At 60.8% G+C, this 13,249-nt stretch carries 12 protein-coding genes; 1 reads left to right on the top strand and 11 read right to left on the bottom strand.

The genetic code is table 11. The annotated features are described in order from the left end of the window. Window positions 1-8: 8 nt before the first annotated feature. From ABIB91_RS13955 to ABIB91_RS13925, 7 genes are all read right to left on the bottom strand, one after another. Window positions 9-1,109: a retron Ec67 family RNA-directed DNA polymerase/endonuclease gene (locus tag ABIB91_RS13955; protein WP_354161845.1), complete on the bottom strand. Its 1,101-nt coding sequence runs from the start codon at window positions 1,107-1,109 to the stop codon at window positions 9-11. 383 nt (window positions 1,110-1,492) lie between these two features. Continuing rightward, complete coding sequence (locus ABIB91_RS13950; RefSeq protein ID WP_354161842.1) at window positions 1,493-2,767, bottom strand: DUF2130 domain-containing protein; 1,275 nt, start codon at window positions 2,765-2,767, stop codon at window positions 1,493-1,495. A 151-nt stretch (window positions 2,768-2,918) separates the two neighbouring features. Beyond that, window positions 2,919-4,487, bottom strand: coding sequence for an AAA family ATPase (locus ABIB91_RS13945; RefSeq protein WP_354161839.1), 1,569 nt, complete (start codon window positions 4,485-4,487; stop codon window positions 2,919-2,921). Next, window positions 4,484-5,305, bottom strand: a complete 822-nt coding sequence (locus ABIB91_RS13940; RefSeq protein WP_354161837.1) for a metallophosphoesterase — start codon at window positions 5,303-5,305, stop codon at window positions 4,484-4,486. The genes ABIB91_RS13945 and ABIB91_RS13940 overlap by 4 nt, the downstream gene beginning before the upstream one ends. Next, window positions 5,302-5,853, bottom strand: coding sequence for a hypothetical protein (locus ABIB91_RS13935; protein ID WP_354161834.1), 552 nt, complete (start codon window positions 5,851-5,853; stop codon window positions 5,302-5,304). The genes ABIB91_RS13940 and ABIB91_RS13935 overlap by 4 nt, the downstream gene beginning before the upstream one ends. Window positions 5,854-5,874: 21 nt before the next feature. After that, window positions 5,875-6,315, bottom strand: a complete 441-nt coding sequence (locus tag ABIB91_RS13930; RefSeq protein WP_354161831.1) for a hypothetical protein — start codon at window positions 6,313-6,315, stop codon at window positions 5,875-5,877. Window positions 6,316-6,365: 50 nt separating this feature from the next. Then, complete coding sequence (locus ABIB91_RS13925) at window positions 6,366-7,217, bottom strand: hypothetical protein (protein WP_354161829.1); 852 nt, start codon at window positions 7,215-7,217, stop codon at window positions 6,366-6,368. A gap of 124 nt (window positions 7,218-7,341) precedes the next feature. Here ABIB91_RS13925 and ABIB91_RS13920 point away from each other — a divergent pair, with 124 nt between their 5' ends. Beyond that, entirely contained in the window at window positions 7,342-7,608 is a 267-nt protein-coding gene (locus ABIB91_RS13920; RefSeq protein WP_354161826.1) for a helix-turn-helix transcriptional regulator, read from the top strand. A 105-nt stretch (window positions 7,609-7,713) separates the two neighbouring features. On the opposite strand, the gene ABIB91_RS13915 is transcribed toward ABIB91_RS13920, so the two are convergent. The 4 genes from ABIB91_RS13915 to ABIB91_RS13900 all read right to left on the bottom strand — a co-directional run bounded on the left by ABIB91_RS13915 (window position 7,714) and on the right by ABIB91_RS13900 (window position 13,007). Continuing rightward, window positions 7,714-10,116: a membrane-bound PQQ-dependent dehydrogenase, glucose/quinate/shikimate family gene (locus ABIB91_RS13915; RefSeq protein WP_354161823.1), complete on the bottom strand. Its 2,403-nt coding sequence runs from the start codon at window positions 10,114-10,116 to the stop codon at window positions 7,714-7,716. A 315-nt stretch (window positions 10,117-10,431) separates the two neighbouring features. Continuing rightward, window positions 10,432-11,814: a DUF2254 domain-containing protein gene (locus ABIB91_RS13910; protein ID WP_354161820.1), complete on the bottom strand. Its 1,383-nt coding sequence runs from the start codon at window positions 11,812-11,814 to the stop codon at window positions 10,432-10,434. Window positions 11,815-11,898: 84 nt separating this feature from the next. Then, window positions 11,899-12,648, bottom strand: coding sequence for a PRC-barrel domain-containing protein (locus tag ABIB91_RS13905; RefSeq protein WP_354161817.1), 750 nt, complete (start codon window positions 12,646-12,648; stop codon window positions 11,899-11,901). Between the two features lie 74 nt (window positions 12,649-12,722). Beyond that, window positions 12,723-13,007, bottom strand: a complete 285-nt coding sequence (locus ABIB91_RS13900; RefSeq protein ID WP_354162134.1) for a BA14K family protein — start codon at window positions 13,005-13,007, stop codon at window positions 12,723-12,725. Window positions 13,008-13,249 lie beyond the last annotated feature (242 nt).

The raw sequence follows: 13,249 nt of genomic DNA, 5'->3' as shown, positions 1-13,249 counted from the left end.
GCTGACAGCTAAGCTGCGCAACGCCAATTTGAGATATATGTTGTCAGTTTTTCCCTCGCAAATGATGAGAGTTGAACAAAGTGTTTGTAGAATAGGAGCCTCTTATAGAGCTTGCGAACGCCACGATCTCGTTTGTCATTTAGAGTGATTTCTTTTCTGGCCAAGGCTACTGCGTACTTGACCCGAAAACAGTGGTTCAATTGCCCTAGAAGGGTCGGCAACCCAATCATGGGTGCTCCGCCCTGATTAAAGTAACTGCCTGTCTTGAATAACTCATAGCACATTGATCGGACGCGGCGATAATAGTCCGCTTGAATATTCACCTTCTGATTTACAGTTAGGCCGGTAACGGTTTGGCGACTGGCGCGCAGCTGCATCCGTGTCTTGTCCGGGTTGATCGTGAACCCAGCGCTCCTGATCGTGTCGGCAAGCGGCTTGCCGGGCTGCCAATCAGACGGCGAGATTTGAACAGCGAGCGGTGTCGGGAAAGACTTTAACCCTGTGGAGAATGTGAGGTCGTCCGCATAGCGCGTGTATGTGCAACTGTATTTCTTCGCGAGGCCGACCAAGCGGACATCAAGGATGTGTCCGATAAGATCTGATATAATCGGCGAGGTTGGCGCGCCCTGAGGCAGCGCATTGGCATGACAGGCGATTTGAGCGATGACAGTCGCGACGTCTTTATGTAGCTTGAAGTCATTGTTGCCGATAAAGAAGCCGCGCACCCGCCCAAAGTTTATCGATGGAAAGAAATCCTGTAAGTCGAGATTGAGCACATATCGATGTTTGATGTGCGGGTTTGCATTTGTGATGATTGACTGCCCTTTGCGAAACGCGTGCGACAATGGCTGCCGCTTGTTTGCATCATCGATCTCTTTGCGGCACTTTGTGAGGAGCGTTGTAAGGTGCTGCTGAAGAGTTTTCAGTTTCGGCGCGGGAGCGCTGATGAGGCGCAGCCCACCCGACTTTTTCGGGACCGTGAAAGAGAAATACTTCGATCCGGCCGGAATTTGATGAATGACAAAGGCTAACGCACTAGGCTTGTAGCCGATGAGCTTGGCCAAATCGCTCAGCGATGTTGCAGCCTTCAGATCACTAAGTGCGCTCAAATGCCCCTCGCTCTAAATTAGAGAGCTTACAGGCACTCCTTAGCGATCATGGGATTTCGTATTCCGCATTGAGCGTGCATAGTTCTGCAGTCAGGAAGCATTGGCCTCTGACCTTTGGTCTCATGTTGCGATAGCGCAACAAAAAATCTGCCTGTAAGCTCGGGTGCCAACTTAAACGTGTGATCCCGAAAGGCAAGACCCAAGCTGTGCTTTGCGGCAATTGACGCCAAAGAAATCCGCCGCCCGCACGTTTCGGCTCCGTCGTCTTGGTCCGCCGCAGATAACTGTCACATTTTCAGTATGTTATGGGAGAGCTGAGGCAATCCTTTCCTGGGCACCCGTGGATGCGCGCTCCACAACTTCAATGGGTGAATTCCTCATTACTACTCAGCAGCTTCGGCCTTCGCCTCGATCATCAGCACATCCAAGCTCTCGATCTCCTGCATGGCGTGGCCAGCGATGCCCTGAATGTCGCCGTACAGGCCGGCAGTCGATTCCAGCACGCCCCTGAGTTGCTCCTCCCGCTTGGCCCATAGGCGCGACATGGTGGCGCGCTCGCGGTCGAGGTCCTTCTGCATGTCGGTGAACTTTTCGACGATGGCCTCGATGCGGTGACGAAAGCGCGGCCCGGTCAGGTAGCTGTACACGATCTCGGTCTTGGTCTGCTGACCAGACTGGGCCTGGCGGCTTGTAGCGACGTCGATCAGCAACTGCCGGAGTGCGACAGCCAGCGGAATTGCAAAGCGGGGCTCTGCCAGCCAGACATTCTCGACCATGTCGAAGCCCTCGATGCCTTTGGGAAGAACGGTCGAGACGATCAGCGCCAGCTCCGCCTTAGCGGCGCGTTGGTCATCCCGCAATTTGCCGAGCCAAGCCGGGTTCCAGGCCTTCGTCCGCTTCGATTCCCACAGAATGGTGCCGCAGCGCTGGCCGCCCGCGGAAAAGACGCCGTGCACCACGTCGCCGCCGAACTCGCCCTTCGGCACCGGCTCGATCAGGTCGCCGTGAAAGCGATTCCGGAGCAGGGCTTCGAGCTCTACTTCGAGCGCCTCACCCTGCAGCTGCTGCGAACCCTGATCGGCCTTGCGACGGAGGTCTTCGATCTGCCGCTGCATGCCCGCGAGTTGGGCCTCCTTTTCGGCGACTTTTGACTTGAGCGCGTCTTCGGCTTCGAGCCGCGCCTTGTCGCGCACCGCGGCCAGGTTCTCCTGCACCTTTTTCTCGATCGTGAGTTCGACCTCGCGCTTGGCGACGTCGAGCTCACGCTGTTTCCGCAGCATCTCAGCCTGGGTGCGCTGAGCTTCGATCAGTTTGGCATCGTTTGCGGCAAGCAGCTGTTGCAGGTCGGCAAGCTGCCGGTCCCGCAAACCAAGATCATCAGCGAGGGCCAAGCGGGCCCTCTTGGCTTCCGCCTCCGCGATGGCGTCGCGTTCCAGGGTCAACTTGGCCGCGATCTGCTCGTCCACAGTTTCGCGGAGCTTGGCCAGATCGTCTTCAGATTGACGCAGCTGCGCTTCGCGGCGGCTGAACGCGGCCTCCTTGGCCGCGAGCTGCGCCTCGAACTGCTTGCGCGCGGCGACGATCAACGGGGCCGCAAGGGACTCCGTCAGCTTGATCTCGGTTCCGCACTTCGTGCAGGTGATCTGGGGGTCGCTCACGCGATTAGTCCTTTGATGGTGAAGTGTGAGTGTATCCTTGTTTCCAGCATCAGCCGGGATCTCGGCCGGCGTTATCCCCGGCAATCGCGGCGGCCGTGGTAGCGGCGATGCTCGGTGCGGCGCGGGCTTCTCGTGGGGCTCTCGGCTCATATCAATTCCTCGTGGCGCTGAGATCGCGTTCGCGCAGGATGACCTCGACAATGCGGCGCAACCGCCGCACAGAGCCGCCTTGCCACAGCTTGGCAACCGCGACGTGTTCGTGTTCGTCGAGCGGCCAAATCCAGCGTTGATCGAGCCCGCGCTCTTTGATGAGATCCACCATCACAGCGGGCAACAAGGAATCGATATCGGCAGCGCCCGGCTTCGGGAACCTGACGGCCAAGAACCGATCGCGGATCGGGCTCGGCAGCGGGTCCAGGCTGTTGGCGGTCGCGACGAAAGAGATTCGGGAAAGATCCAGGTTGACCTGTAGTGCAGGATCGAAATGGCGCGCGCTCGTTTCGGCCTCGGTGAAGCTCAACAAGCAGTCCCACAGCCGGCCTGCATTTGAGGTCGAGCTGGAGGGTGCTTTTTCCAGCTCGTCCAGAAGAACCAGCGGGCTGGCCGTCTTGCTTCGGGCCACCGCGAGAAGAGGATGGCAGGGTTCGGCGGAGTGCCAGCGACGGTCAGTACCACCGAATGCCGCGTCTCCCCGAGAGCAATCAGTGCGCCACACGTGGAGGTTGAGAGCTTGGCCCAAGCTTCGAACGAATCGCGTTTTACCTCCGCCTGGTTCCCCGACCAGGATCATCGGACGGAGCTGAACGATGCGCCGGCCAACAAGATCAGATAGGATCAAGTCGATGACGCGCTTTGCGTAGGGAAACTCGAGCAGCAGTTTGCTGCGCACCTCGTGCAGCGGCGGCACCATGACGAGCGGCAGCGGCACGTTCACGACGTTCTTCAGCGAAGCGAGAATTTCCTTCAGCCGGATGTTCTTCATCTCGTCGGCGCTCAGACGAACGACGATAAGATGATCAGACGGCAGGTTCTCCTCCTTAGCTGGAGTCTCGCGCGAGATCTCGGTTCTTTCCTGCTCGGCCTCTTCCATCAAGCGCACCTTTTGCTCCTGCGCCTGAGTGGCTTCTCGCCAGGCAGCAGCAATGCGATGTTCCACCATGCGCGAGCCGAGCATAAGCGCATTTTCCGCGGCGGAGGCGTGCCCTACGGATATGTGAGCGCACGCAGGCAGTGCCGCCCAGCCAAAGGCGAACCGCTCCATGTCGCAACACAGTTCTTCGTCACGGTCGCGAATGATCTCGAAGGACAGCAGCAGCGCCTTTGCGACCCGAAAATAATGCTGGAAGTGAAGACCCCCTCGCGTCGCGGGTAAACAAAGCAACCGCACACAATCTGACAAGCTGCGCAGGTTCGGATCGTTATATTGCGCCGCGCGACGATCGAGCTCGGTGGCAAGCGCAAGCCCAGTGTCAACATCCAGCGCAACCGCCCAAGCGGTGTTCAGCGCGAGATCCGGGCAGAGCTCGTCGATCTCGGCAATCAGGCGCTGTTCGACGTGCCTGGCGTGGTCTCCGACTAGCTTTGCGTAACGCAGAATACGGGGCATGTTTTTTAGGTGATTCTCGGAATCGGCCGAATCGGCTGCCGCGCCGGTCAACAAATCATCGCGTGCGACCGCCGGCAGCTCGAAATCGTCGCCATCATCGCCGGCGTTGCTCATTCGATTTCCACCACCATGGCGCCGTTAAAGGCATCGTTCTCGGATCCGTAGCCGTGCGGGTTGCATATGATCCGCGCCCCGCCGACGCTGGCGCCGCCGCCGCCGCCGCCGCCGCCGCCGACGCGATAGTCCGACGAATTGTGGACGTGGCCATGGACCCACAGTGTCGGCTGAAAGCGCTCGATCAGCGCGCTCTGGTCGGAGACGAAGGCAGCGGTGAGGGGATCGCTCTGAAATTTCGGGTGCACAGAATTCCAGTGCACTGCGTGATGAGTGACGACCACGGTGCTGCCGTCGAATGGTGTCGCCAAAATACCAGTGAGGTACGCCTTAGATTCGCGGTGTACCAAGGCTGCTTCCTGGGGCCTGAACCGGCGCCACGGCTGCTTCCGCCAGGTGATCAGGCGGTGATCATTCATGCCGGTCGCGCAGGTGTTCATCACCCCGAACTGATTGGCTTTGCCGAAAGCGAGATAATCGGTCCAGAACGTGGCACCGACCACACGGATCGCTCGTTCGCCGTCCCGGCCGGCCAAGATCACGGTCGCGTTTTCCAGCAGATAGATGTTCAAGGAGGCCGCCTGGGAACGGGCGGACGCGATTTCTTCGGGAATGCAGTGGCGGTAGTATTCGTGGTTGCCGAGCACCATCGCGATCGGGATGTGCATTGGCACGACGCGACGGAGGTACTCGAAGGCGCGGATCGCGCTCTCGCAGGTATCCCCGGCGACGATCACGAGGTCGACGCCAGGCAATATCGTGATGGGCTTGACCGGATGCACGTCGCCATGGAGGTCGGAGAAGATCTGGATTTTCATTCATCTTTCTCCCGCTCACGATCCTGGAAAGCGGTCAGCAGCACGGCCGCCGCATTGCTGAACTCGCGGGGATTTTCCGAGCACAGCCAGCCGTACGCGAGCCATGCGGTTGCGAGCTCCCCGGCATAGGGATGGCCGAGGTCAGTCAAGCCCAAGACCTGAGCCAGAACCAGGGATGCCGCCGCGTTGCGCTCCAGGGCGCACCGCAGGAGCGCAGTCATCGCGATGTCAGTCCTCAGTGAGATTTCGCTCATCGGCATGAGCGTGAACGTGACCTCGATGGCGGCGGCCGCGTCGCCCTTTAGCGCGGCCAAAAGATCGAGTTCGGCATGCAGTACGTTGATCTGCTCGAGCGTTGCGCCCATGTGAAGGCGCTCGGGTTCGCCGAACGCCTGTGACGGGAGCCTCCGCCACCATGCCAGCGGTGAACTGTCCTCCGCCTTGAATGGCCAGGAACGTGCACTTGCGGGGCCGTAAGCTGCCAACCGAACCATCGTTGCGGAACCGGTCACCGCGGGTGTCATGGACTCTTTCTCATTGTTCGGCATGAACGTTCGGTCTTCGCTCTATTAGTTGCGCGAGCGGCCATTCGGGGGGCGGCGCAAAGACAACAGCAAGCTGGCGACCTGCCAGGACGTCGCGAGCTTCGTACGGAGGCGCGCCTCAAGCGGCATCTCGCCAAGCTTATGAGACAACGCGAGCGCCGCGCCGGGATCTTCGAAGGCGCACGACAGCAACAGCGTCATCGGGAAATCGACCCTGACGCCGATTGCACTGGGCGTCTTGCGGTGCATGACCATGCCGATAGCGGCATCTGCATCGCCCGAGATGGCGCGCTGCAACTGCGGGATGGTCGTGGTCGTCGCCTGCACGAACGAGATCACCTCGGCCTTGGTCGCGTCGTCGAACGCCTCGGCCGAAATCGTCCGCCAGTACTTCAGGACACGAGGCCACGGCTCTCTTGTGACCTCCTGGTGCCGTTCAGGGCCATCATTGTCGATGTGGTTCAAAGGCGCTCCTCCTGGGGTTACCGGCATCAGCTCGCGTGGCATCTTCACGGTCACTGACGGCTGCGGGGCCCGGGGCCGGTCGGACGCGCGTTGATGATCTTGATCAGTGCACTCTCGGCCCCGAAATGGTCGTCCTGAGGGACAGTTGTCCGAGCCGAGGGCGGCTGCTGCTTCACCGTTTCGCCGCCTATGGCCTCGAGGACGGTCGCGAAGAGGTAGGGGAGTTCGCTGTGCAGAGCCGTCCGCAGGCAGGTCGTGGACCTGTCCAGCGTCTGGCGCACCGGCACTCCGAAGTGGCTGTCCAGGTCATCGCGGCCGATCTTCAGTTCCTTGCTGAAGCCCGTGCCGCCGTAGTAGTCAATCACGCCGGTCGTCACGCGCGCGATGTTCGGGTAGCCGCGCTTTGCAAGGTAGCTCGAGAGCACCATGCGAGTGGCTTTCAGGTCGTTTTCGATAGGGCGCCGGCTGCGACCATCGATCGCGCCGTTCCCGCGCTTAATTTCGTAGGCACCGGCCCAGCCCACCTCCGCATCGATCACGACGAGATCGATGGTCACGATGCGCTCGGCCGACGCATCGGCGCGAATGTTGATTCGCGCCAGATCCTCCGCAGAGTTACGAGCCAGGAGAAGTTCCTGCGCGGCATCTGTCACAGGGATCGCGACTTCGACGAGCACGTCGAAGCGCCCACTGGCAGCGAGTGCGTTGGCGAGCGTGCTCTCAAGCAAGTGGCCGTGCCGCTTGACGACCGAGTTGACCACCGCGATCGCGCGAGACAGATCGGGGCCGATGACGGGATCCTCGTTGAAGGCGGTCGAGACCGCATTGGCTACAACCGTCTTCGCGGCCTGGGCGAGCGCAGCGTCAGAAACAGAGGGGATGATGTGCGACTCAACCTTCATGGTGTATGGCTCCTTCTGGGTATCGATAAAACGCTCGTGCAATATGCGATGTGTTTCCCATTAATGGCACAACGTCGCTTTTTGCACAAGAGGCAAGAAGCGCTCTTCTGGCTCGGATTCCGGAATGGTTAAGAAGCCCCTCACGTCCTCAGGGACGATTACGGCCCAGCAGGTGAGGGCCGCCCGGGCGTGGCTCGATCTCTCCCAAGACGACCTTGCCCAGAAGACAGGAATTACGCGCCGCGCAATCCAAGACTTTGAGAACGGCAAACGCACGCCTCAACCGCGGACCCTTCGTGACTTTCGAAATGCGCTTGAAGAGTTCGGAATCGAGTTTCTTTTCATCGAAGAGCGCGCCGTCGGTATCTGCGCACCTGAGGCGGACAAATAGCGACGAGGACGCTATCGAGCTTGATTGGTGGCGTCGCCGCAGAGCAGACGTGGGTAGCTCAGCCGGGTGCACTCGGAGCGCCGCACAGTAGGAACTGGAATACAATCACTTATTCGGCAGCGAGTAAGCTACCAAAGAATCGCCGATCGGCGTCTCCATGAAATGATGACCGCCGGCCATGATGACGAGGTACTGGCGGCCGCCGGCCTCATAGGTGATCGGCGTGGCCTGGCCGCCGGCAGGAAGCACGTCCTTCCAGACGGTTTTTCCGGTCTTGATGTCGATGGCACGGATCAGATTATCGGTCGTCGCTGCGACGAAGATAAGCCCGCCGGCGGTCACGACGGCGCCGCCATTGTTAGGCGTGCCGATCGTGATCGGCAGCATCGACGGGATCCCGAATGGGCCGTTCGTCCGGGCCTCACCTAACGGACGATCCCACAGCGTCTTGCCGGTCTTCAGATCGATGGCGCGAATTCCGCCATAGGGCGGCTGCTTGCACAACAATCCGGTGCCCGGCAGCCGCCAGCCGGCATTGACGTTGATCGCATAGGGGGAACCGAGCTGTGGATCGCCGGCGCCTTCCTGCCCGCCGATTTCGCCGCGCGCCTGGTCCCGCGGCGCCCAACCGAGACGATTGGCCTCGTCGCGCGGCACCAGCCGATTATAGTTGGGCATGTCGTTGTAATTGGCAACGATGATGTCGCGTACGGGATCGATGGCGATGCCGCCCCAATCGGAGCCGCCATTATAGCCTGGATATTCAATCCAGTGCGGGCTGGCCGTAGGTGGCGTGAAGATGCCCTTGTAGCTCGCCTGACGAAACTGGATACGGCAGATCATCTGGTCGATGGGCGACATGCCCCACATGTCCTGCTCGGTGAGATCGGCCTTTCGCAGGGTGTGGTAAAGCGAGAATGGCTGGGTTTTGGCGCGCTGCGCAGGCTCCACGCCGCCTTGCGGCACCGGCCTCTCTTCGACGCCGACGAGCGGCTTGCCCGTGCGGCGGTCGAGCACGAAAATGTCGCCGCGCTTGCTCGGCAACACCAGCGCCGGCACCGGCGCGCCATTGTCCGTCGGGAAGTCGACCAGCGTCGCTTGAGAGCCGAGATCGTAGTCCCAGACGTCGTTGTGCACGGTCTGGAAATGCCAGGCGGGCTTGCCGGTCGTAACATCTAGCGCGACCAGCGATGTCGCGAACTCTTTCTCGCGGTCCGAGCGGCTGCTGCTCCAGTAGTCCACGGCCGAAAGCCCAAGCGGCAGATAAACGAGTCCCAGCTCCTCGTCGCCGGAGGCGGTCGTCCACATGTTGGGTGTGCCCCTGGTATAGGTTTGTCCAACCTGCGGCGGTGCGCTTGCATCCGGCTTGCCCATGTCCCAGGCCCAACGCAACGCCCCCGTCTGCGCGTCGTATCCCTGAATCACACCCGAGGGTGCGTCCCGCTTTTGCCCGTCGAGCACTTCGTGCCCGATGACGATGACGCCGCGAACGATCGTCGGCGCCGAGGTAATCGCGAACATGCCGGGATCGTGCCGGCCGACGCCCGTCGCGGTGTCGACCTGTCCGTCATATCCGAATGCCTCGCAAGGCTTGCCGGTCTTCGCATCGATTGCGATCAGGCGTGCGTCAAGCGTACCTTCGATGATGCGGCTGGCACAGGCCGGGCCCTGATCGGCATTGGACAGTTCGTAATATGCAAGGCCTCTGCAAGCTGCGGTGTACGGAATGAACTCGTCCGGGACGCGCGGGTCAAATCGCCAGACCTGCTTGCCGGTCTTGGCGTCGACGGCGATAACGATGTTCTTGGGCGTGCAGACGTAGAGGTTATCCCCCACCTTCAGCGGCGTGTTCTCTGCGCCGTATGTGCCTTTTGTATTCTTGGTAGGCAAGTCGCCCGTGTGAAAGGTCCAGACCTTGGTGAGCTTGGCGACGTTCGTCGAGTTGATCTCGTCGAGCGGCGAATAGCGGCGCGCACTGTAGCTGCCGCCATAGGCGGGCCAATCTGAGCCTGCCTTGAGAGACGAAGGGTCGGCCATTGCGACGGTCGGCGACGGCATTGCGCGAGGAGCGGCGCTTGCCGGCCGAAAAGCCCCGGTCATCAGCACAGTTGTGGCTACCAGCAGTACAAGCCCGGCAGCGATTGTAGCCGCAGCTTCATACTGGTGGCGAATGGGGCGAAGCTTCGGCGTGAGTGCCAGGACGGCGATCAGCAAAATGGCCGGCCCGACAGTCCGGGGCACCAGCGCCCAACCGTTAGCGCCAACTTCCCAGAACGCCCAGGCGAGGGTGAGCAGGAAGAGAACAAGGTAAAGCCATGCGCCTTCAACGCGCCGGCGGGCCAACAGGAGACCCGAGACGATCAGGACGATTCCGCTGGACAGATAATAGAAGGAGCCTCCCAACCAAAGCAGCCAAGCACCGCCGGCCCCGAGCACGAGGCCGACCAGAACCATGACTCCGCCAAGGGTGAATGCCGCCCAATCTGCTGCGCGATATCTCTGAGCCATGCCGGTTACTCGTCATCTGTTGATTACTTTGCTCCAGATCCAAGAGTGCGTCCGCCGCTTTGGTTCCTGCATTTGCTCGTACGCTTCCGGACCACGGAGCGCCGTTGGCTCGGGGAGGCGATGAGCTCAAGCGACCCTCAGCAGCCCGAAGAGATGGGCGATTCGTTTCTGCTCGGCTCTTGATTTCGGGGTCATACGCATTCTCAACGTATGTGTTCGCTGCCTATCATAAAGACCTGCGGATCGCTCGGCGCAGTTGCCGGGTTGACGATATGGCTCTGCGTCGCTGCCTATTTCGTCCTGGCGGCGCCGAACTCAACGCTGAGATCGGAAGGCGACTGTCTCAGCGATAGCCTTTGGCGGATCATCGTCGCCCGCTAGAGGCAAGATCTGTTCGGTGAATTGCCCCATCGGACCTGCCCGGACCATCAGAGTAAACAGCTGATGTCGGCGTTCGACATCCTCCCTGTCGCTGCGAGCGGCAATCAGGCGACGAGCGTCTGCAAGGACGAGGTCGGCGTGGTGGGAGAGCGCCGCGAGCCGGGTGGGGTCGCGCTCGGAGCTTGCGACTTGTGTCATCACCTCAATCATTCGGATCGAAATTGCAGGCTGGGCGCCTGCGCTTTGCCGGATCATATGAAACATCGTCCCGAGCAGTTGATCGTATTGCACATGCGGCACCACCAGCACCGGCTGACTTCCTCTGATCGACACTCCTGATGGCAGATGCAGGGGTACGAGATCGCAGAGCGCCGCACCCAGTCGATCCATGACCGAGAGCGCGGTGTGTGGATCGTTGATGCCGGGCGAAAGTGCCCTCACCGCGACTTCGACGAGTTGGCGAACGGCAAAGCGCAGATCGGAAGCGATGCTGCTTGTTGCGCCCAGCGCCGTCGCATTCCGGATAGCCGCTTCGGCACCGTCGACGGGAGGATTAACCAGAGCGACGGTCGCCCCCGGAAAAACATAGTCGCCGGGGCCGATCAACAGCCGAATGGTGGCTCTATGCTTGGCCGCCCAGGTGGCCAGGCCCTCTTCGTCCAGATGCTGCAGATAGCCGCGCCGCGAGTCCTTCAGGGGCAGGGAGCCGATCCAGTACTCGCCCGGCGGAGGCTTCGGCTGCGGATCCTGGACGGTTAGCTGGCGCATAGCGCTGCGGAGGTCTTCACTGACGAGTTCGACGACAGTTTCAACGTTGATCCGGCCGGCGACGTGACCGACGAAGTAGACGAGCGTCCCCACGCAGGCCAATGCGAGCAGAATTCCAACGCTCAGTGATAGATGAGGGACGAAGCCGCCTTCCGGCTCTGTCCGGATGCTTCTCAGCACGACGAGAGCGTAACAGAAGGTGCCGAGCAGCATCCCCAGCGTGAATTGATTGCCGCGATCGCGCGTGAAATTGCGCAGCAGTCGCGGCCCCATCTGACCTGCAGCGAGAGACAACGCGGCAATGGTGATCGAGAACACGGTTCCCGCGACACCGATCGTGGCGCCGGCTACGGTGCCGAGCAGGGTGCGAGCGCCGGTCGCGCCGCCGTCGTACATCCAACTCTGTAGATTTGAGAGGTAGACCGTGTTGCTCTGGTCAATATGAACGAGGGTGAAGGCGCCGATCAGGCTGCAAAGCACCATGACCGTAGGCACCAGCCAGAATGTCTCGCCAAGGTCAGCCAGCAGTTTTTGAGCGCGGGCGAGCATATTTTGAGCTGCATAACCACATCGAACCTGGAACCAACAGCCGGGAGGTGGAGCGGTTCCGCCCAACCGCTCCACCTCAGAAGATTACCCGTTGCTGGGGTACTTGAATTCAGGCGCCGACTTCAACTGGTCGGCCGTCGTGTCCATGGTCGCGGTCCACTTGTTGGCCGCATGATCGAACTTCAGATTGATTGCCGAAGGCCGCACTGCAACGTAATGGTCGCCAATGCCCAAGAACCCTCCCACCGAGAGGATATAGCCGTCGATGCCGTTCTCGTTCAGCGCGACGTCCTTGATCGTGCCAATGTCCTGCTTCGCGTTGTTGTACACCTGCAGACCCATCAACTGCGAGCTCAGGCCGTCCTTCGGCGGCACCGAGGTGAAGGCTCCGCCCGGGCGATCCGAAGTAGCATTGGCGCTGTTGCCGGATGAGTTCGTATTCGAAGACGACGTCTGCGCGTTAGCCCCGACCGTTTTCACCTCAGCGAACGTGTTTGGACCAACGAACATTGTCACCGGATTTCCTGATCGATCCCTGGCCTCCACCAGGAACGACTGCGGCCGTACCTTGACGTCGGTGAAACCTGCCTGTTGCAGATCGTTGACCATCTGTTGCCGAGTGCTCGCCCGACCAGGGTCGGACTGGACCGCGTCCGCCTTGTTGCCCCCCTTGTTTGCAGTGTCGTTTTCAGGGCGTTGGTCAGCCGACTGATTGCGGCTCGAGTTCTGCACGGCGCTATGGTCCGAACCGGTAGCTTGCGGAGCGCCTTGCGCCATCGCAAGCGATGATGCGCCGACAAGAGCTGCCGCCGCCAGGAATGAGGTCGCTTTCATATATGGATCTCCTTGCTCGAGTTCAAAAGTTGATGGCGTCCGAAACGGTCCGCGCCGGCAGAACGCCGTCTTGCTCAGGGACATGGATGCCGTATGCCGTCGTATCCCATGTAGGTCCCGGAGCTCGGGTCGTACGACTTGTATCGCTGGGAGCAGTAGGCGTTGTTCTCGGCAGCTTGCGCCCGGCTGTTGGCGACGGCGCTTCCAATCGCCGCACCTGCCACGAAGCCACCTAACGCTGGACCCCAGCCGCGGCTATAACGGTGCCGGTATCCGTCACGCCAGTGATGACGATGCCAACCCTGGTGGCGGCCATGCCTCCATTGAACTTCCACCAGGCTTGCGTGGTTCTTGGCCATCCCGCTCGCGGCCAACATAGGTGCGGCTTGCGCAGTAGTTCCGACCGGAATCGCGAGCGCCAATACGGCGACGGCAACGTACCATCTGTTTGCTTTCATAAACTCATCTCCGCGGTTTTCATTACCTGAAGAAAATGCGCGAGCTGCGGTGCCGTTGCAGAGACAGTTGGTACGTATGTGTACCCGGCCGGGAGCACCTGCTTCCGGCAGCAGCGGCAAGGCGGTTGAAGCACCACTGGCCC

Origin of the sequence: Bradyrhizobium sp. JR4.3 (assembly GCF_040547695.1) — a bacterium.
GTDB classification, from domain to species: domain Bacteria; phylum Pseudomonadota; class Alphaproteobacteria; order Rhizobiales; family Xanthobacteraceae; genus Bradyrhizobium; species Bradyrhizobium canariense.
The sequence above is the reverse complement of the archived record's forward strand: the minus strand, read 5'-3'. Positions and strand labels throughout refer to the sequence as shown.

What these genes read in the sequence shown, in the direction of transcription:
- ABIB91_RS13900 (WP_354162134.1), bottom strand. Translation starts at nt 13,007, where the DNA reads ATGGCCAAGAACCACGCAAGCCTGGTGGAAGTTCAATGGAGGCATGGC.
- ABIB91_RS13920 (WP_354161826.1), top strand. Translation starts at nt 7,342, where the DNA reads ATGGTTAAGAAGCCCCTCACGTCCTCAGGGACGATTACGGCCCAGCAG.
- ABIB91_RS13925 (WP_354161829.1), bottom strand. Translation starts at nt 7,217, where the DNA reads ATGAAGGTTGAGTCGCACATCATCCCCTCTGTTTCTGACGCTGCGCTC.
- ABIB91_RS13915 (WP_354161823.1), bottom strand. Translation starts at nt 10,116, where the DNA reads ATGGCTCAGAGATATCGCGCAGCAGATTGGGCGGCATTCACCCTTGGC.
- ABIB91_RS13910 (WP_354161820.1), bottom strand. Translation starts at nt 11,814, where the DNA reads ATGCTCGCCCGCGCTCAAAAACTGCTGGCTGACCTTGGCGAGACATTC.
- ABIB91_RS13940 (WP_354161837.1), bottom strand. Translation starts at nt 5,305, where the DNA reads ATGAAAATCCAGATCTTCTCCGACCTCCATGGCGACGTGCATCCGGTC.
- ABIB91_RS13945 (WP_354161839.1), bottom strand. Translation starts at nt 4,487, where the DNA reads ATGAGCAACGCCGGCGATGATGGCGACGATTTCGAGCTGCCGGCGGTC.
- ABIB91_RS13935 (WP_354161834.1), bottom strand. Translation starts at nt 5,853, where the DNA reads ATGCCGAACAATGAGAAAGAGTCCATGACACCCGCGGTGACCGGTTCC.
- ABIB91_RS13905 (WP_354161817.1), bottom strand. Translation starts at nt 12,648, where the DNA reads ATGAAAGCGACCTCATTCCTGGCGGCGGCAGCTCTTGTCGGCGCATCA.